This window comes from uncultured Maribacter sp. (assembly GCF_947496775.1).
GTDB lineage: Bacteria > Bacteroidota > Bacteroidia > Flavobacteriales > Flavobacteriaceae > Maribacter_B.
On the sequence record NZ_CANMDU010000005.1, the window covers coordinates 191,852 to 210,910 of the forward strand.

General features: G+C 32.3%; 18 protein-coding genes. 10 read left to right on the forward strand and 8 right to left on the reverse strand.

Going from position 1 to position 19,059, the window contains the following annotated elements; translation table 11 throughout:
- Nucleotides 1-7: 7 nt before the first annotated feature.
- Nucleotides 8-490 (reverse strand): hypothetical protein, encoded by a 483-nt coding sequence (locus tag Q0856_RS10325; RefSeq protein ID WP_298504712.1) that lies wholly within the window; start codon nt 488-490, stop codon nt 8-10.
- Between the two features lie 141 nt (nt 491-631).
- Here Q0856_RS10325 and Q0856_RS10330 point away from each other — a divergent pair, with 141 nt between their 5' ends.
- From Q0856_RS10330 to Q0856_RS10365, 8 genes are all read left to right on the forward strand, one after another.
- Nucleotides 632-1,006, forward strand: a complete 375-nt coding sequence (locus tag Q0856_RS10330) for a VOC family protein (protein WP_298481008.1) — start codon at nt 632-634, stop codon at nt 1,004-1,006.
- 54 nt (nt 1,007-1,060) lie between these two features.
- A complete protein-coding gene (locus Q0856_RS10335; protein WP_298504715.1) occupies nt 1,061-1,780 on the forward strand; it encodes a YafY family protein in 720 nt (239 codons plus the stop codon).
- Nucleotides 1,777-2,262 carry a MepB family protein gene (locus Q0856_RS10340; protein ID WP_298504717.1) on the forward strand — a complete coding sequence of 162 codons (486 nt, stop codon included), beginning with the start codon at nt 1,777-1,779 and terminating at the stop codon, nt 2,260-2,262. The genes Q0856_RS10335 and Q0856_RS10340 overlap by 4 nt, the downstream gene beginning before the upstream one ends.
- A gap of 58 nt (nt 2,263-2,320) precedes the next feature.
- A complete protein-coding gene (locus tag Q0856_RS10345) occupies nt 2,321-2,653 on the forward strand; it encodes a metalloregulator ArsR/SmtB family transcription factor (protein WP_298481002.1) in 333 nt (110 codons plus the stop codon).
- Nucleotides 2,654-2,701: 48 nt separating this feature from the next.
- Nucleotides 2,702-3,172 carry a DUF6428 family protein gene (locus Q0856_RS10350; RefSeq protein ID WP_298504719.1) on the forward strand — a complete coding sequence of 157 codons (471 nt, stop codon included), beginning with the start codon at nt 2,702-2,704 and terminating at the stop codon, nt 3,170-3,172.
- Between the two features lie 17 nt (nt 3,173-3,189).
- A complete protein-coding gene (locus tag Q0856_RS10355; RefSeq protein WP_298480998.1) occupies nt 3,190-3,801 on the forward strand; it encodes a protein-tyrosine-phosphatase in 612 nt (203 codons plus the stop codon).
- Between the two features lie 11 nt (nt 3,802-3,812).
- Nucleotides 3,813-4,844, forward strand: a complete 1,032-nt coding sequence (gene arsB / locus Q0856_RS10360; RefSeq protein WP_298480996.1) for an ACR3 family arsenite efflux transporter — start codon at nt 3,813-3,815, stop codon at nt 4,842-4,844.
- A gap of 174 nt (nt 4,845-5,018) precedes the next feature.
- Nucleotides 5,019-6,212, forward strand: a complete 1,194-nt coding sequence (locus Q0856_RS10365; protein ID WP_298504721.1) for a GAF domain-containing sensor histidine kinase — start codon at nt 5,019-5,021, stop codon at nt 6,210-6,212.
- 12 nt (nt 6,213-6,224) lie between these two features.
- On the opposite strand, the gene Q0856_RS10370 is transcribed toward Q0856_RS10365, so the two are convergent.
- Together Q0856_RS10370 and mnmA are read right to left on the reverse strand one after the other, a co-directional pair.
- Nucleotides 6,225-7,184: a nitronate monooxygenase gene (locus Q0856_RS10370; RefSeq protein ID WP_298504724.1), complete on the reverse strand. Its 960-nt coding sequence runs from the start codon at nt 7,182-7,184 to the stop codon at nt 6,225-6,227.
- A 30-nt stretch (nt 7,185-7,214) separates the two neighbouring features.
- Nucleotides 7,215-8,405, reverse strand: coding sequence for a tRNA 2-thiouridine(34) synthase MnmA (mnmA, locus tag Q0856_RS10375; protein WP_298504727.1), 1,191 nt, complete (start codon nt 8,403-8,405; stop codon nt 7,215-7,217).
- Between the two features lie 222 nt (nt 8,406-8,627).
- On the opposite strand from mnmA, the gene Q0856_RS10380 reads away from it, so the two are divergent.
- Nucleotides 8,628-10,619 (forward strand): fasciclin domain-containing protein, encoded by a 1,992-nt coding sequence (locus Q0856_RS10380; protein WP_298504729.1) that lies wholly within the window; start codon nt 8,628-8,630, stop codon nt 10,617-10,619.
- Nucleotides 10,620-10,997: 378 nt separating this feature from the next.
- Here the strand turns inward: Q0856_RS10380 and yidC are convergent, their stop codons facing one another.
- The 3 genes from yidC to Q0856_RS10395 form a co-directional block, all read right to left on the reverse strand.
- A complete protein-coding gene (gene yidC, locus Q0856_RS10385) occupies nt 10,998-12,854 on the reverse strand; it encodes a membrane protein insertase YidC (protein ID WP_298504731.1) in 1,857 nt (618 codons plus the stop codon).
- A gap of 92 nt (nt 12,855-12,946) precedes the next feature.
- Nucleotides 12,947-14,563, reverse strand: a complete 1,617-nt coding sequence (locus Q0856_RS10390; protein WP_298504733.1) for a CTP synthase — start codon at nt 14,561-14,563, stop codon at nt 12,947-12,949.
- Between the two features lie 54 nt (nt 14,564-14,617).
- Nucleotides 14,618-14,860: a DUF3820 family protein gene (locus Q0856_RS10395; protein ID WP_298480982.1), complete on the reverse strand. Its 243-nt coding sequence runs from the start codon at nt 14,858-14,860 to the stop codon at nt 14,618-14,620.
- A 104-nt stretch (nt 14,861-14,964) separates the two neighbouring features.
- Here Q0856_RS10395 and Q0856_RS10400 point away from each other — a divergent pair, with 104 nt between their 5' ends.
- Nucleotides 14,965-15,831 (forward strand): TIM barrel protein, encoded by an 867-nt coding sequence (locus Q0856_RS10400; protein ID WP_298504735.1) that lies wholly within the window; start codon nt 14,965-14,967, stop codon nt 15,829-15,831.
- A gap of 302 nt (nt 15,832-16,133) precedes the next feature.
- Here the strand turns inward: Q0856_RS10400 and Q0856_RS10405 are convergent, their stop codons facing one another.
- A complete protein-coding gene (locus Q0856_RS10405; RefSeq protein WP_298480978.1) occupies nt 16,134-16,886 on the reverse strand; it encodes a response regulator transcription factor in 753 nt (250 codons plus the stop codon).
- A gap of 4 nt (nt 16,887-16,890) precedes the next feature.
- Nucleotides 16,891-18,957 carry a tetratricopeptide repeat protein gene (locus Q0856_RS10410; RefSeq protein WP_298504739.1) on the reverse strand — a complete coding sequence of 689 codons (2,067 nt, stop codon included), beginning with the start codon at nt 18,955-18,957 and terminating at the stop codon, nt 16,891-16,893.
- Between the last annotated feature and the right edge of the window lie 102 nt (nt 18,958-19,059).

The following is a 19,059-nucleotide window of genomic DNA, read 5'->3' on the forward strand; positions in this document are numbered from 1 at the left end:
CTACTATTTATTTATCGCTTTGTTTATTTAAGAAATACTGCGCCTGAATGTTAGAAGATAAACTACGACTTCCAGAAATAGTAACGTTTACATTTACCCGAGAAAATGCTTTTTCAGAGTTATAACTTGTTGCATAGCAGCTACATGGTCTCCCCCTTCCCCTTCTTCTATTTTTATTCATAAGAAGCTCTAAAACAAGACCAGAAATTGCGCCACCCAAAGTAGTATACAGAACGTCATTATTATCCCAACGACCATAATCTGCTTTATCTATAGACTCTTTTACAAGCCCTGCTACCAAAGCACCTCCTACAGCACCTGCCCATGTCCAACGCATGTCTCCTCTAAAAATTTTGTTCGAGGTATATCCTCCTACTGCCCCTATTACCACTCCTGCCCCAAGGTGTTTCGGACTACTTGAATCCCAATCCTGCGCACTTAACTTACAAAGGAAGACCAATAAAAAACTCCATAAAAAAAGACTTTTCATACTTTTTTGATTTAATAGTGTAACCCCAAATATTAAGAGTATTTAAGTAATTCCATATTTTATTAAAATTAAAATACCTCTGACATATTCTGTCATTTACCTCAATTAGATTTGCAATATCAAAATAAAAAACAAATATTTATGACAAATGCAGTTAATTGGTTTGAAATACCCGTTAAAAATTACGAAAGAGCCAAAACTTTTTATTCTAACATTTTAAACTCCAAAATTGAAGATTACCCAATGCCTGGAGATGGAAAATATGGTGTTTTCCCATACAATACAGAGAGTAATTGCGTCGGTGGAGCTATAATAGAATCGGAAGGATATACCCCATCGACAGAAGGAGCCTTAGTGTACTTAAATGGTAGCGATGATTTAAGCATAGCACTAAACAAAGTAGAAAAAGCCGGCGGCAAAATTGTTATGCCTAAAACAGATATCGGAGAAAATGGTTTTATAGCACATTTCCTAGATACTGAAGGAAACAAAATAGCCATACATTCTATGGAATAATACCTAAAACTAAAAGATAGTAAACCCTATTTAGGTTTACTATCTTTGAATATAATGACACAATTATCCAGACTTATTGCTATTCTTACCCTTTTAAAATCTAAGCGAATTTTAACCGCTACAGAATTAGCTAATAAATTTAAAGTTAGCATAAGAACAATATACCGAGATATAAAAAAACTGATTGAGGCTGGTGTCCCCATAGTCACTATAGAAGGTAAAGGTTACACTCTAATGGATGGTTACACCGTTGCTCCTGTACAGTTTACAGAGAAAGAAGCCAACGCACTAGTTACCGCACAACATTTAATAAAAAAGAGTAATGATAGCTCTTTTGTTTTAGATTATGATGAGGCTCTCACCAAAATAAAGTCTGTTTTTAGGTCTTCTATCTTGGAAAAAAGTGAGCTTTTAAATAAAAAGATCCATGTTTTTGATACGCGACAAGAGAATATAGCAAGTAACTCTCTTTCTGAAATACAACTAGCCATAACGAATTACAATTACATTGAAATTAATTATAAAAAAGAAAACGACACAAACATATCATTTAGAAAAATAGAACCATATGCCATGTATTCTACCCAAAAAAAATGGATCTTAATTGCATGGTGTTATTTGCGTTTAGAATATAGAGCTTTTAGAGTAGATCGCATTCAGCATTTTAAAATACTTAGAGACACTTTTGAGGACCGAAAGTTTAATATTCAAACCTATTTTCAATCTTCACCTTACGATAACAAAAAGAAAACAAGAACTTTTACCAAAAAATGAACTTCCTAAAACACCAAATTCACTTTTTAGAAAGCATACAATGCGAATTACACAATATCCTAATAGATAAAGAAAGTACAGCGTACGATGCTTGCATTTTTAGTGTTAAAAACCAAATAGTAATTAGTCGAAAATCTAAAATTACGCCTAAAAAAGTTGGACAATTTGTTACTATTTGGAAACGAAACAAAGCTCAAATTACTACCCCATATACGCAAGAAGATAATTTCGACTACTTTATTATTCTTTGCGTGAATGCAGAAAAAAAAGGGCTATTTATTTTTCCTAAAGAAACTCTTATACAAAAGAGTATTATTAGCACACAAAAGAAAGAGGGAAAAAGAGGCATACGCGTTTATCCAAGTTGGGATTCACCAACTAGCCTTTTAGCCATGAAAACGCAAAAGTGGCAACAACAATATTTTATATTACTACCTGCCGAAACCACCAAAAAGGAACACTACAAAAAATTATTTTCCTAAAATAAATTTTCTTAATCATTTATTTATCGTAATATTGCAATATACAAATACAGAAAAAATGGGCTTAGCTAAATCAGAGATTTTTACAGACAAACAAAATGCAATTTCCACTTTTGCTAAAGTATTTGGTCACCCGGCGAGAGTTGCCATACTAGAACATCTTTTTGCTACAAACACTTGTATTTGTGGAGATTTAGTCGATGTAATAGGACTAGCTCAACCAACAATCTCTCAACATTTAAAGGAGCTAAAAAATGTAGGGTTAATTAAAGGAAATGTAGAAGGCACCAGTGTGTGTTATTGTATACATAAAGAAAACTGGAAAAGTATGAAGTCTGTAATCAATACATTTCTTGACCAAGATATTACTACCAAAACAGATTGTTGTTAAAAAAATTTATATACCTCTATTATAATATTGCAATAAAACAATATAACTATGAAATTATCCGAAATAAAAAAACATTTAACTTACTTAGAAAAAATTGCATTTGAACTCCCTAACGGACAATTAGTTCCGAAACATTTTCACGTAACCGAAATTGGAGAAGTGACAAAAAAATTTATTGACTGTGGCGGCACATTAAGACATGATAAAGTTATAAATTTTCAGCTATGGAATGCTAATGATTATAATCACAGACTATATCCGGAAAAATTAGTGCATATTATAGAATTATCTGAAAAAGTTTTAAAATTAGATGATTTAGATATTGAAGTTGAATATCAAGGGGAGACCATAGAGAAATTTGGATTAGATTTTGACGGAACTAATTTTTTATTAACTACCAAACAAACAGATTGCTTAGCCAAGGACAATTGTGGTGTTCCAGAAAATAAATCTAAAATTAATCTATCAGAACTTCAAACAACAAACAATACTTGCAACCCAAATTCTGGTTGTTGCTAAATTATAATATATAACAAATGCTTTACCCTGAAATAACAAAACAAATAGAGGCTTTAGATAGCAGTACTATTTCTGAAGAACGAAAAAATATTTTAACTCCTTTAATTACTTTTATCCAGAATAAAAAGAATAATAAGGATGATATAAGATTAAATTTCATTTGCACACATAACTCTAGAAGAAGTCATCTTTCTCAAGTATGGGCTCAGACTTTAGCTTCGCATTTTAATATTAAAAACGTTTTTTCTTACTCTGGAGGAACGGAAGCTACTGCCCTTTTCCCAATGGCAGCAAAAGCACTAGAAAATTCTGGATTTCGAATTAACACTATTTCAAATGAAAACAATCCTGTTTATAACATAAAGAATAGTCAAAATAACCACCCAATCATTGGATTCTCCAAAACTTACGACGATAATTTTAATCCGTCTTCAGAATTTGCAGCAATACTAACCTGCTCCAGTGCAGATAAAGGTTGCCCGTTTATTGCGGGTGCCGAGAAGCGTATACCTATCACATTTGAGGACCCTAAAGCTTTTGATAATACTCCGGAACAAGAAGAAAAATATTTAGAAAGAAGTATACAAATAGCCACAGAACTACATTATGTTTTTTCTGAGGTTAAATAGGATTTATTAAAATGCAAAAAAAATTAAGTTTTTTAGATAGCAAATTAACTCTTTGGATTTTTATTGCTATGATATTAGGAGTTGGTTTGGGACATTTTTTTCCGTCTATACCAAATCATATTAATTCGGTGAGCTCAGGAAGCACTAATATCCCAATTGCTATTGGGTTAATATTAATGATGTATCCTCCATTAGCAAAAGTAAACTACCAACTTTTACCTAAAGTTTTTAAAGATGTAAAAGTCTTATCAATTTCGTTAATTCTTAATTGGATTATTGGTCCAGTTCTAATGTTTATACTAGCTATTACCTTTTTAAAAGACTATCCTGAATATATGGTTGGTCTAATTTTAATAGGATTAGCCAGATGTATTGCTATGGTTTTAGTCTGGAATGATTTAGCGGAAGGTAGTAGCGAATATGGAGCCGGTTTAGTTGCACTTAATAGTATTTTTCAGGTTTTTGCCTATAGTTTTTATGCTTGGTTATTTATAACCATATTACCCCCTTACTTTGGTTTTGAAGGAGCAATAGTAAACATCTCTATAAATACTGTTGCAGAAAGTGTAGCAATTTATCTAGGAATTCCTTTTATATTAGGTATTCTAAGTAGATTCTTATTAGTACGATTAAAAGGAGAAGAATGGTATACCCAAAAATTTATACCGACTGTTTCTCCTATGACATTAATAGCTTTATTATTTACTATCATAGTAATGTTTTCCCTAAAAGGAGAACTCATAGTAAAAATTCCTATGGATGTTTTAATAATTGCAGTACCACTTTTAATCTATTTTACACTAATGTTTGGAATCGGTTTTTTTACGAGTAAATTGGCTGGTGCTAATTACGCAAAAAATGCAGCTATTTCTTTTACTGCAGCTGGTAATAACTTTGAGCTTGCAATAGCTGTTGCCATTGCTGTTTTTGGATTAAATTCTGGGCAAGCATTTGCAGGTGTTATTGGCCCCCTGGTAGAAGTACCAGCCTTGATACTATTAGTTAAAGTGGCATTTGCATTAAAGAAAAAATTCTATACGTAACACTCTCTTTTTCTTTAGGTTTTTATCAAAGTATTCTTTCTTACTAACATATGCAACCAGCGTATTTTTAGTTTTTTAGATATTATGTTATACTTAAACAATAAATACAACGTTTAAAAAAGGTGTAAATTAATTCTTACATTTAAGAGCTATTACTAACTTTCGAATCTATTAATGATAACAGTACCTAAACATATTAACGAAATAGAAAGGTTAAATGCTTTAAGGTCATATGCCATATTAGATACCCCTCCGCAATTAGAGTTTGATAATCTTACTAAAATGGCATCCGAAATATGCCAAACACCTATTTCATTAATAAATTTTGTTGATGCAACTAGAGTTTGGTCTAAGTCCAATTACGGATTGGAAGTTACGGAAGCCCCAAGAGAAAAGACATTTTGCACCCATGTAATAAACAATAAGGATGGCTTATTTATTATCCCAGATTCTAGGGTAGATATTCGTTTTAAACGAAACCCATATGTTGAAGATTATCCGAATATTGTTTTTTACGCCTCTTTTCCTATACTGAGCAAAGACGGCATCCCTATAGGGAATCTTTGTGTTATAGATAACATTCCAAGAAAACTCACACAACAACAAATTGATTCGCTCAAGGTTTTAACGGATCAAGCAATGCATCTTTTAGAGTACCATAAAAGCAAAAAGATAAATTTAGAGTTAGAAGAAAAAAACAACGAATTAGAGAGCTTTGCATATATTGCTGCCCATGATTTAAAAGCTCCATTAAATAATATATACTCCTTATCTTCTTTATTATCTGATATGTATTTAAACAAATTGGACGAAGACGGCATAACCATTATAAACCATATAAAAAACTCCTCTAATAAACTAAAAGAACTAATTAATGGGGTTTTAGAATATAGCAAAAGTCCCGACATCTTAAAAACCACAAAATCTCATGTAAAAATTTCTCATTTACAAGAAGAACTTATTGAGCTACTAAGTTTCAACAATACCATATCCCTAACAATAAATTCTGAATTAAATACTATTTACACCAATAAGTCTGCCCTTGATCAAATACTATTAAATCTTATAGAAAATGCTATAAAGTATAACGATAAGGATAAAACCAAAATTAGTATTGGCGTTTCTGAAGAAAATGAAAAATATCTTTTTTACGTTCAAGATAACGGACCCGGTATAGCTAAAAACCAACAAGAAAAAATTTTCGATATTTTCAAAACTATATCCAGTAAGGATAAATATGGACAAAAAGGTAATGGGATCGGACTAGCTACTGTAAAAAAATTAATTGAAAAAATGGGTGGAAAAATCCATATTAAATCTAACGAAGGAGAAGGATGTAAGTTTGTTTTTAGTATTAATAAAAACTAATTTTTAAATTTTCTAGGGAGTTAAAATACCTCCATTCGCCGCTACTTTATTTTGCGCTTGGTTAAATTCCATCACCATAGTATCTATAATTTCTTTCACTGATTTTATGTCTGTAATCAATGCTGATACCTGCCCTATTTCTAATTCACCTTCTTCCAAATCCCCCTCGAACATACCTTTTTTTGCCCGTGCTCTCCCCAACACCGCTTTCAGTTTTTCAACCGTGGCCCCTGAACGATAAACCTCTTGGACATCTTTATAAAACTTATTTTTTAACAAACGGACCGGTGCAAGCTCCTTTAAAGTTAATTCTGTATCTCCTTCCTTAGCATCTACAACCATTTCTTTAAAATTTATGTGCGAAGATGCTTCATGACTAGCAACAAATCTACTTCCAACCTGCACTCCATCTGCTCCTAAAACCATAGAAGCCAACATCGCCTCTCCGGTTGCTATTCCTCCAGCCGCTATAATAGGAATACGTATGTATTTTTTTACTAAAGGAATCAAGGTTATCGTGGTAGATTCATCTCTTCCATTATGGCCACCTGCTTCAAAACCTTCCGCCACTATAGCATCTACTCCAGCTTCTTGTGCTTTTAAAGCAAATTTAAGGCTACTAACTACATGTATTACTTTTATTCCTTTTTCCCTTAATAATGGAGTCCATACCTTTGGATTACCAGCAGATGTAAAGACTATTTTCACCTTTAAATCTATAATTATCTTAAATATTTCTTCCAGATTAGGATACAACATCGGTACATTAACCCCAAATGGTTTATCCGTTGCCTCTTTACATTTAATAATATGTTTTTTTAGAACATCTGGATACATACTACCAGCACCAATAACCCCTAACCCGCCTGCATTGGAGACGGCAGACGCCAAACGCCAACCACTAGCCCAAATCATTCCGCCTTGAATAATTGGATATTGAATTCCAAACAAATCAGTTATTCTATTCTTCATAATTTGAAATTATATTTTTTTTTAGATTGACTACGAAATTACCCCAGACCCTAACAATTCATCTTCCATATACCAGGCTACAAATTGTCCTTCCGTAATTGCAGATTGCGGCTCTACAAAATCTACATACAACCCATTAGACACTCTAACTATGATAGCCTCTTCTAAGACCTGTCTGTAGCGTATTCGAGCTTTTAGCGTAAGAGATTCTCCAATTTTTAAAGCTAAATCTGGTCGCACCCAATGAATTTCTTCAGCCGAAACAAACAGAGTATTTCTATATAGACCAGGGTGGCTTTTTCCTTGCCCTGCATAAATGACATTTTCTTCAACGTCTGTATCAATTACAAACAACGGCTCCTTAGTTCCACCAACATCCAATCCTTTTCTCTGCCCTTTTGTAAAATAGTGAGCGCCTTGATGTTCTCCTACTTTTTTTCCTTCAGAAACTGTATACATGGGCTTCTCCGAAGAAAAGTATAATTTATCCTCCATAGTATTAAAGCCCGCAACTTCTCTTGTATAAAAAGGGTGCGTACTAGGAATTTCCACAATTATTCCTTTTTTAGGCTTTAATTTTTGTTGTAAAAAATCTGGCAACCTCACCTTTCCTATAAAACAAAGTCCTTGAGAATCTTTTTTATCTGCAGTAATTAAATTCATTTTTGCTGCAATTTCTCTTACTTCGGGCTTTTGTAATTCCCCAATAGGAAATAATGTTTTAGATAACTGTTCTTGAGAAAGTTGACATAAAAAATAAGACTGATCCTTATTACCATCTTTTCCCGCTAAAAGCTGAAAAGTCTCAGTACCATCTTCATTTTTAATAATACCCTTTCTACAATAATGCCCTGTTGCAACATAATCAGCTCCGAGTTGCATTGCAATTTTCATAAAAACATCAAATTTAATTTCTCTATTACAAAGCACATCTGGGTTCGGTGTTCTTCCCATTTCATATTCATGAAACATATAATCTACAATCCGCTCCTTATACTCCCCACTTAAATCAACAGTCTGAAACGGAATACCGAGTTTTTCGGCCACTATAAGAGCATCATTACTATCTTCTAACCATGGACATTCCTCAGATATAGTAACAGTATCATCATGCCAATTTTTCATAAACAACCCTATAACATCGTACCCCTGCTCCTTTAACAAATAAGCTGCTACGCTAGAATCCACACCACCAGAAAGGCCTACTACTACTTTTTTCATTTTATCAATATATCAACTGCAAAAATACAAAATTAGAAGTGAGCCATATTTTAAGAAAAAAACAATAAATTAGGTTTTGTTTAATTTTTTATTATATTTGTTAAACAAAATATATTAATCGAAATAGTTATAATATATTGAAAAACATATAATTACATAACCATTTATTTATTTAGTTTAACAATTAATCAAAATTAATAAACAAAATTTAAATCCCTAACTATGAAAAATTTTAGAAAATTTAAAAGCTTTTTAACACTCCTCTTCTTTAGTCTCGCAATATTCTCCTGCGACAAAAATGATGACACCCCAACCATTAAAACGAATGAAGTTAGCATAACCGCCACAGCACAAGCAACGGATGCATTAAATTCTTTAGTCGCCGCATTAATACAAGCAGACGCGGGTTTAGTGGAAGCTCTAAATGACGAAACAGCAACGTACACTGTTTTTGCCCCAACAAATAACGCATTTACTAGTTTATTAGAAAGCCTAGACAACTATAACTCTTTAGAAGATTTTGACACAGAAGAAGAAAAAGTATTACTCGCTCAAATTCTTAAATATCATGTTATTGCAGATATTGCAGCTAAATCCACTGATCTTAGTGATAACCAAATGATTACAACTCTACAAGGAGAAGATGTAATTATAAACTTAGATACGTCTTCAGTATCTATTACAGACAAAACTAGCACGGAAGCAACTGTTACAGCTGTAGATATTATGGCTTCAAATGGCGTAGTTCATTTAATAAATAAAGTTCTTTTACCTCAGGAAGTGATTGATGCATTAAATACAACTGGTAACCTAGTAAGCATTGTTGTAGAAACCGAACCTCTATCTATTTTAGAGGCTGCAGTTATTAAAGCAGATCTTGTTGACACATTATCTAGCGATGGACCTTTCACTGTATTTGCCCCTACAAATGATGCCTTTTTAGCTTTATTAGATGCTTTAGGTGATAATTATAATAGTCTTGACGATTTTGATACCACAGAAGAATTAGAATTACTAAAAAATATTTTATTATACCATGTAATTCCAAATGCCACAGTAATGGCTGCAGACTTAACCGCTGGTGATGTAAATACGGCGTTTACAAATAACTCTATAACTATTATAGATAATCAAGGAACATTTACTTTAGGAGACGCTTCTGATACAGACACAAACATAACCGGAACAGATATACTAGCTTCTAATGGTGTTGCCCACACTATAGACAAAGTTCTTCTACCGCAAGCAGCAATAGATTATGTAGCAACTTTAAACTTAAAAACAATAGTTGAATTAGCGGTCGAAACTAACGATTTAAGTATTCTTGTTAGCACATTACAACAAGCAGATGCCGGATTAGTAGATACCCTTTCTGGTGATGGACCATTTACAGTTTTTGCACCTACAAATGATGCCTTTACCGCATTATTAGAAAGTTTAGGTGATGAATATAATACCGTTGCAGACTTTGACACTGACGAAGAAAAAGCTCTACTTGTTAAAATCCTCACCTATCACGTAATTGGCAATACGACTGCTCTTTCTACAGATTTAACAGACCAACAAGAGATTACAACACTACAATCAGAAAAAATAACTATTGGGTTAACTGGTGGGGTTTACATAAATGATGCTACAGACACACCTGCTCAGGTAACTACTGCAGACATTATAGCTAGTAATGGTGTGGTACATATTATAGACAAAGTATTATTACCACAGGAGGTTTTAGATATTCTTAATCCAAATATTGTACAAAAAGCGCAAAGCGTACCAGATTTAAGCCTCTTAGTTGATGCACTTATACAAGCAGATGCAGGTTTGGTAGAAACTTTAAGCGGAGACGGACCATTTACAGTTTTTGCACCAACTAACGACGCATTTGCGGCTCTTTTAGATATTTTAGGAAATGAATATAACAGTTTAGCTGATTTTGATACCGCGGAAGAAAAAACAATCTTAACAAAAATACTAACATACCATGTTGTTTCAGGAGCAGCTGTACAATCCTCAGATTTATCCAACCACCAAGAAATAATTCCATTACAAGGAGAATCCATTTTCGCACTAGTACATAATGGCGTTGGATTACGGGATAAAACATCAACTGACGCAAATGTAACTGCTGCAGATGTTATTACTAGCAATGGAGTTGTTCATATAATAGACAAAGTTTTATTACCACAGGAAGTTCTTGACGCATTAGGGCATTAATTAAACACCCTGAGTAATATTAGGTTGCAAACCCTTATTCTTGTTTTCATAGAGCAATTTTAAGGGTTTTGCTATTTCGTAAACATACTCATTAGTGCCAAAATACAAAACCACAAAAGCAAACAAATACTCTTAATTCTTATTAAAGAGTAAGAAAAAACTTTCTTTATTTATTGAATATGAGATAGTTAAAAAACACATACAACACAACTAAGATAATTAACATACAAAAAAGTCGGTTTGGCAACTATATCTTTTTTTTGCTTACAAACAGTTGCATCTTTGAAATCCCAAATCTTACCATAGATACCAACCCAAAAAACAAAATGCCCAGATTTTTATAATCTGGGCATTTTTTATTTCAATTATTATGTCTTACTATTTTTTCTTTTGAGCTTCTGCTTGCTCCATCATTTCGCGCATTTTCTTCTGAAATTTATTTTCCTTTTTAGGTTTGGTTTTATTTTCCTGTATTTGAGCATGAATTTTAGCATCATCTAAAATAAACTTCTTAATAACTAACATAATACCAATAGTAATTAGATTAGATACAAAATAATACAAACTCAATCCACTGGCGTAGTTATTAAAGAAAAACAACATCATAAATGGCATTAAATACATAATAAATTTCATATTAGGCATGCCAGGTTGTTGTGGCATATTTTGCCCAGTAGTCATCTGCATATAAAAGAATATTGCAATAGATGCTAATATTGGAAACAAACTAATATGATCCCCATAGAATGGTATAGAAAATCCATCAGGAAATTGATAGATAGTATCAAAAGAAGAAAGGTCATCTGCCCATAAAAATGATTTTTGCCTTAAAGCAAATGACGTTGGAAAAAACATAAACAAGGCATAAAATATTGGCATTTGAATAAACGCTGGTATACAACCACTCATAGGGCTCACCCCAGCTTTATTATAAAGCTTCATAGTTGCTTGTTGCTTTTTCATTGCATTGTCCTTGTATTTTTCTCCAAGCTCTGTAATTTCTGGCTTTAACACCTTCATTTTAGCTTGAGACAAATATGACTTATAAGTAACTGGTGACATTGCCAAACGTACTAAAATAGTCATTACAACAATAGCTATCCCATATGGTAAGAAAGAACTTAATAAGGAATAAAACGGTGTGAAAATATATCTATTAATCCATCCAAAAATCCCCCAACCAAAAGGTATTGAATCTTCCAAACCAAGCTCTTTATACTGCGATAACACTTTCACATCTGTAGGTCCGTAATACCAGTTTAAGCTTTCCGAAATTTCACCACCTTCTATATTTAAAGGTACTACAGAAGCATACTCTTTAGTAAATTTATCTGTTTTATTTTCTTCCTCAACTAAATTTAATGAGTTTAAATCGGCACTTTTAAAAGTACTATTGTTAGCTAAAATAGAACTGAAGAAATGCTGCCTATAAGACAACCACTTAACATCCTCTTCTTTTTCATCATCGTCTCCACTTTCTGACAACTTACTTATTTTACCATCTTCGTGATTATAGGTTAACCTAGTATACCTATTTTCATATTGTATACTTTTAGAATGGCGAATTCCTTTTAATTTCCAAGTAAGCTTTACGGGCTGACTAGTATTAATTACTCCGTTTAACCCTTGAGATCTTACCGCAAAATCAATTAGGTAATCTCCTTGTTTCATTTCATAACGATATTCTAAAAATTGATTAGCTGAAACTTTGGCTTTCATAGAAAGCACAGAAGAACCATTATTCTCTGTTAATGTAGGCTCAAAATATAAATCTTGTGTATTTAAAACCCTATTATCTGATGTAGAAAAATTTAAACCAAAAGAAGCATTACCGTCCTTTACTAAATAAACAGGTATAGAATCATAGGTAACAAAATTTTTCATTTTTGCCTCTATAATTTGCCCTCCTTTATTACTTACTTTTAAGTAAACTAAATCGTTTTGAAGTTCTGTAACCCCATCAGAAGGTGCAGTAAATCCAAAAGCACCAATCGTACTTTTATAATTAGCCACTGCTGTAGAATCTTGTAAATTTATTACAGATGCCTTAGATTCTTGTTCTTTAGTTACTTCTTGATTTTGAGATTCTTCTTTTGCCTCTAAGAGTTCTTGCTTAGCTTTTTGAGCTTCCAACTCTTCCTGAGTTGGTCTATTTTGGTAAAACATGAAAAGGAGAATTCCAAAAATAAGTACAAAGCCAATAATAGATTTTACATCTAGTTTCTTTTCTTCCATAAGGATAACCTAATTATTATTCGGTATTTAATTGCTAATACCTAAAAGCAAATATATGTCCAATTGTATTTTTTATGCCATTGTGGCATAAATTATTCTTTTTTATGACGCAAAGCTGCCTTTACGAACCCCACAAATAGAGGATGCGGATTAGCTACTGTACTTTTATATTCAGGATGGTATTGTACGCCTATAAACCAAGGGTGGTCCGCTAATTCCACAATTTCTACTAAACCTGTTTCTTTATTTATTCCAGAAGCTATTAAACCGACTTCTTCTAGTTTAGATTTATAATCATTATTAAACTCATATCTATGACGATGTCTCTCTTCTATATCCAACTGATTATTGTACACTTTAGAAACCAAACTATTATCCTGCAGATTACAATCCCAAGCTCCTAGACGCATTGTTCCACCTTTATTTGTAATAGTTTTTTGTTCTTCCATTAAGTTAATTACTGGATTAGAGGTCTTTTCATCCATCTCAGAAGAATTTGCATCAGCCAATCCTAAAACATTCCTAGAGTATTCTATAACTGCCATTTGCATCCCTAAACATATTCCTAAAAAAGGAATACCTTGTTCTCTTGCATATTGCACAGCTTTTATTTTTCCTTCTATACCCCTTTCTCCAAATCCTGGTGCAACCAAAATACCATCTAAACCTATAAGCTTACTTTCAAAATTACTTTTGGTCAAGTGTTCTGAATGAACAGATTTTACAATTACACGAACCTCATTCACAGCTCCGGCATGAATAAAAGCCTCCAAAATAGACTTATATGAATCTTGTAATTCTACATATTTACCTATTAAACCAATAGTAACTTCATTTTGTGGATTTTTATGCTTTCTTAAAAAATCTTTCCAATGAGTTAAATTTGGCTCAACGGTATCTGGCAAAGCAAGTCTTTTTAAAGTTACCGTATCCAAACCTTCTTGTTGCATTAAAATCGGAACATCATAAATAGTAGATGCATCTATAGACTGTATTACAGCCTCTCTTTTAACATTACAAAAAAGTGCTAGTTTCTTTTTTATATCGTCTGATATCTCATGTTCAGTTCTACAAACTAAAATATCTGCCTTAATACCACTCTCCATTAAAGTTTTAACTGAGTGTTGCGTTGGCTTTGTTTTTAATTCACCTGCTGCAGAAAGATATGGCACCAACGTTAAATGAATTACAATACCGTTATCATCTCCCAGCTCCCACAACAACTGCCTTACAGCTTCAATATATGGTAAAGACTCTATATCTCCAACTGTACCGCCAATCTCAGTAATTACAATATCGTAATCCCCAGATTTTCCTAATAGCTGTATACGATGTTTTATCTCATTGGTAATATGCGGAACAACTTGTACTGTTTTTCCTAAAAATTCCCCTCTTCGCTCCTTCTCAATTACACTTTGATAAATTCTTCCTGTAGTAACATTATTCGCTTGCGATGTTTTAACATTTAAAAAACGCTCGTAGTGCCCTAAATCTAAATCTGTTTCTGCCCCGTCATCTGTTACATAGCATTCTCCATGCTCATAAGGATTTAAAGTCCCTGGATCAACGTTAATATATGGGTCTAATTTTTGTATAGTAGTCCTATAACCACGTGCTTGAAGTAATTTTGCAAGAGAAGCTGCAATTATCCCTTTCCCAAGAGAACTAGTAACCCCACCGGTTACAAAAATGTATTTAGTCTGTGACATGAAGCGTTAGGTTGATTTCTTAACGCAAGCAAAAATACAAATTGATACTTGATATTATAGTGAATCCTTGGGAAAATCTTTCTGAATTTTATGAATAAGGGATTCTAGCCCATTTACTTTTATTTCTAACATAGCCTGCAATAAGTCTCCCAATTTTCCTTCAGGAAATCCTTTTTGCTGAAACCATATGTAATATGGCTCTGGCAAATCTACCAAGTAACGCCCTTTATATTTTCCAAAAGGCATTCGATAATGCGCCAATTCTACTAATTTCTTTTTATCTGGTTCTATTTTCATTTTCTTTTTTATTACCATATCTTTATTCACGTACAAAATACATTTATTGCTATTTGCTACAGTAAAAAATACAGTAAAAAACTACAAACCAGTAAATTAAACACATGAAAAGAAGAACATTTATTGGCACCTCTGCCGCTGCATCTGTTGGGTTAATAGCCTGCAAAACTGCAAATGGACAGGATAAAAAGCAAGATATGGGATTTAAACTCAAAAACAACATAAACCACAGCGTTTGTCATTGGTGTTTTAAAGATATTCCTTTGGAAGATTTTTTAAAGACCTTAAATGAACTTGGTGTTAAGGCGGTTGACCTAATGGGACCAGAAGAATGGCCTTTGTTAAAAAAATACAACATTCATAGTGCTATGTGTAATGGAGCAGAAATTGGACTTACAAAGGGCTGGAATAACCCTAAATACCACGAGACGCTTATTAAAAATTACACTGACATTATTCCGAAAGTAGCAAAAGCAGGCTACACCAATCTTATTTGTTTTAGCGGCAATAGAGACGGAATGGATGACCAAACTGGTTTAAAAAATTGTGTAGAAGGACTAAAACAAATAATGCCATTAGCTGAGAAGCATGGCGTAGTTTTACAAATGGAACTTTTTAACCAAATTAACCACCCGGACTATATGTGCGATACTTCTGCTTGGGGAATTGAATTATGTAAAGCCTTAGGTTCTGAAAACTTTAAATTGTTATATGATATTTACCATATGCAAATTCAAGAAGGAGATATTATTCGCTCCATACAAGACAATCACCAATACTTTGGACACTACCATACCGCTGGCGTTCCTGGAAGGCACGAAATAGATGAAAGTCAAGAATTGTACTACCCAGCAATTATGATAGCTATTTTAGCTACTGGCTATAAAGGATATGTTGCTCAAGAATTTATCCCTGCACGAGAAGGAAAATTAGATTCTTTAAAACAAGGCTTTTTAATTTGTGATGTTTAACTTATATAATGATCATGAAATCAATTGCAAAAATAATTTTGTTTTATTTTGCAGTAAATGTTTTAACAGCTTGTGTATAGGAAGATGCTAGTTTTTATGAGGCATCTACCAATTCCAATAATAAAGATAAAAAAGAACAAGATATTTCCTCTGAAATAAAAAACGCAACAAACGCCAGTTCAGGAGCAATTAGTTTATGTGCTGGCGGAGCTTAAAATTTAAAATAACAAGCGCTTATATCCATTATTATATGTGCTTGTTTTTTTAACCATATACTTTAAATTTTTATTAAAAGCATATTACTAAATATCAGATAGCCTTCTAAGAAACTCTTCTTTTCTTCGTACAGCAACTTCTACATAAGCACCCTCTTTCATTAAAGCATACCCTCCCTTGCCCTTTACATATTTATCTACCATCAATAAATTAATTAAATGAGAATGATGTGTTCTAAAAAAATTATGCGCCTCCAAAAGGTTTTCAAAATATTTAAGGCTTTTGGCTACTGTTATTTTCTTATTCCCTTTAAGGTATATGTGCGTATAACTAGTATCCGATTGACATCGGATTATATTCAAAATATCAATGAGCGTTAAACCTTCTACTGTAGGCACAGCAATTTTCTTTAAACCACTATTCTTTTTCTCTTCTAAATTATGAAACAATACTTCCATTTTTTTAGATAGTTCTTTCAGAGAAGATTTTTGCCTTAACTTTTCAATTGCTTTATCAAACTCTTCTCCATCTATCGGCTTTAAAAGATAATCTAAAGCTGAAAACTTAAATGCCTCAATAGCATAATTATCATAAGCAGTTGTAAATATGATTTCAAAATTTATAGCAGAAAGTTGTTTTAATAAGTCAAAACCGGTTTGCTCGTATATCTGAACATCCAAAAAAACTACATCTGGCAATTCCTCTTCAATACTAACCTTTGCCTCTTCTACCGTTGCAACTACTTTAACCACAGTAATACTATTAACATACTTTAAAAGTAGTTTTAAAAGTCTATCAACACAATGCTGTTCATCATCTACAATAATTGCTCTTATCATATATTTAAAATCTTAACTCTAATGGCAATTTTATTTCAACCCTTACACCCTCTTCTTTATCTACAATTGCAACACTACTTTTGGAACTTTTAAGTTGATTAAGAATAGCTAATCTATTTTTTGTGATTTTCACCCCCATTGATGTGTGGCTTGATAATTTACCAAGCATATTTTTTCTTCCAACTCCATCATCATCAACACTACAAATAACTACCTCACCTTGTTTACAAAAATCTATTTGTATATTTCCTTCTCCTTTTTTTGGGGCTATTCCATGCCAAATACTATTTTCTATAAATGGTTGTAAAATAAGAGGAGGCAACATTGTGTTTTCCAAATCAATATCTTTATCTATGTGAAATACACATTTTATTTTTTCTTTCAATCTTAAAGACTCTATTTCTATATACAAACGAGTTAACTCTAAATCCTCTTCTAAGCTTATTCGTTTCTTCTCTGAACTTTCCAGAATCGCACGCACTAATTTTGAAAATTTTATTAGATATTCACTCGCCGTTTCTATATCATTTTTTGCCATATAATCTCCTATAGAATTCATGGCATTAAAAATAAAATGAGGATTCATTTGAGATTGCAAGGCTTTTAATTCTGTTTCAGCAACCTTAGCTTTAAATTCTGCAATGCTTTTTTGTTCCATTGCATCTCTTTTTCTTTTATATAAAAAATAACCAATTATAGACACTAAAAACACCCCAAATGCAACTAACAAGAATACATTTTTGATTAATATTTCTTTTTCAATTTTAGCCTTAGAAATAACCTCTTTTTGATTATAAATAGCTTTAAGTGAATCTTTTTCTTTTCTATACTTATACGTTGTTTCTATACGAGCAATTTCTTCCTTTTTCTCCACAGAATAGAAACTATCTCTCATTACAAATGCTTTGATTTTAGTTTCATAAGCTTTTTTATAACGACCTACACTTGCATTAATCTTAGAAATTTTTTCTAAACTTCTATACTGAGCTTCAATATTGTTTACTTGTTCTGCATACGTTAAAGCTTTTTGATAATGAGATTCTGCTAAAACATAATCTTTATTAATATTTAAGTAACATAGACCTAAATAATTATGCACCTCAGACAAATTATTACTATTCTTAAATTTCTCATAAATAGTTTTAGTTTGCAAAAAGTAAGGAAGTGCTTTACTATATTCTAAATCATCTGCATAGACCCCTCCAATATTCGTAAGCGCATTAGCAACCCCTCGTTCATTATTAATTTTCTTCATTATCTCAAAAGCCGACTTAAGCTGCTCTATTGCTTTTTTCTTATTTCCTTTCTCCTTATATATTGAACCAATATTAGCCAATGTATTAGCCAAACCTTCAGAAAAATCTATTTTTGCATAGATTTTTTTTGCCTTTTCATAATATTCCATCGACAGGCTTAACTTATCAAGCCTAGTATATAACAAACCAATGTTATTACACATATTAGCATAACTCATGCCATTCGACAAACCCAAATTTTCATAAATTTCAGACGCTTCTAAATAACTATCCACCGCATCTGGATATGCTGAGAGATACATTTGATTAACACCAATACTATTAAGCATTTTCGCCATTAAAAGACTATCCTTTTCTTCTTTAAATACCTCATAAGCTTGCCTATTATTTTCAATAGCTTTTATATAATTTGATTGATTAAAATATACCAATCCTTTATTATACACTAATCTGGCAACTGCTTTTTTATTATTTTCTTGATTATGGATTTCAATGGCCTTATCGTATAACTTAATAGCTAAAGAATCTTCTCCTTTTGCGCTATGATTATGGCCTTTATGAGAATAAGCAGTTGCCAATTTTGAAAAATCTTTTATTTCTTTAGCCAGTGAAATAGCCTCCTTTGCAACCTCTATACCTTTTTCCGGATTAATTGCATAATAAAAATACCCTAACTCATTTAATGCAATAAGTTTTACAGAATCTTGCGGATGATAATTTTTTAAAAAAAGCTCTAATGAATCAATTTTTTTCTGCTGACTAACTCCAAAAAAAAAGAAGAAAAATAGTATGGTAGTCAAAAAACTTGTTTTCATAAATTATATCAGAATATGTAGGGGGAGGTGGTTTTTCAAATGTAATAGTTTTGCGCCATAACTTTTACATAAACACTTACTATTTAATAAAATTCATTTAAA

Bases quoted from the DNA above. Each gene is read 5' to 3' on its own strand.
- Q0856_RS10325 (WP_298504712.1), bottom strand. From the start codon at position 490: ATGAAAAGTCTTTTTTTATGGAGTTTTTTATTGGTCTTCCTTTGTAAG.
- Q0856_RS10330 (WP_298481008.1), top strand. From the start codon at position 632: ATGACAAATGCAGTTAATTGGTTTGAAATACCCGTTAAAAATTACGAA.
- Q0856_RS10335 (WP_298504715.1), top strand. From the start codon at position 1,061: ATGACACAATTATCCAGACTTATTGCTATTCTTACCCTTTTAAAATCT.
- Q0856_RS10340 (WP_298504717.1), top strand. From the start codon at position 1,777: ATGAACTTCCTAAAACACCAAATTCACTTTTTAGAAAGCATACAATGC.
- Q0856_RS10345 (WP_298481002.1), top strand. From the start codon at position 2,321: ATGGGCTTAGCTAAATCAGAGATTTTTACAGACAAACAAAATGCAATT.
- Q0856_RS10350 (WP_298504719.1), top strand. From the start codon at position 2,702: ATGAAATTATCCGAAATAAAAAAACATTTAACTTACTTAGAAAAAATT.
- Q0856_RS10355 (WP_298480998.1), top strand. From the start codon at position 3,190: ATGCTTTACCCTGAAATAACAAAACAAATAGAGGCTTTAGATAGCAGT.
- arsB (WP_298480996.1), top strand. From the start codon at position 3,813: ATGCAAAAAAAATTAAGTTTTTTAGATAGCAAATTAACTCTTTGGATT.
- Q0856_RS10365 (WP_298504721.1), top strand. From the start codon at position 5,019: ATGATAACAGTACCTAAACATATTAACGAAATAGAAAGGTTAAATGCT.
- Q0856_RS10370 (WP_298504724.1), bottom strand. From the start codon at position 7,184: ATGAAGAATAGAATAACTGATTTGTTTGGAATTCAATATCCAATTATT.
- mnmA (WP_298504727.1), bottom strand. From the start codon at position 8,405: ATGAAAAAAGTAGTAGTAGGCCTTTCTGGTGGTGTGGATTCTAGCGTA.
- Q0856_RS10380 (WP_298504729.1), top strand. From the start codon at position 8,628: ATGAAAAATTTTAGAAAATTTAAAAGCTTTTTAACACTCCTCTTCTTT.
- yidC (WP_298504731.1), bottom strand. From the start codon at position 12,854: ATGGAAGAAAAGAAACTAGATGTAAAATCTATTATTGGCTTTGTACTT.
- Q0856_RS10390 (WP_298504733.1), bottom strand. From the start codon at position 14,563: ATGTCACAGACTAAATACATTTTTGTAACCGGTGGGGTTACTAGTTCT.
- Q0856_RS10395 (WP_298480982.1), bottom strand. From the start codon at position 14,860: ATGAAAATAGAACCAGATAAAAAGAAATTAGTAGAATTGGCGCATTAT.
- Q0856_RS10400 (WP_298504735.1), top strand. From the start codon at position 14,965: ATGAAAAGAAGAACATTTATTGGCACCTCTGCCGCTGCATCTGTTGGG.
- Q0856_RS10405 (WP_298480978.1), bottom strand. From the start codon at position 16,886: ATGATAAGAGCAATTATTGTAGATGATGAACAGCATTGTGTTGATAGA.
- Q0856_RS10410 (WP_298504739.1), bottom strand. From the start codon at position 18,957: ATGAAAACAAGTTTTTTGACTACCATACTATTTTTCTTCTTTTTTTTT.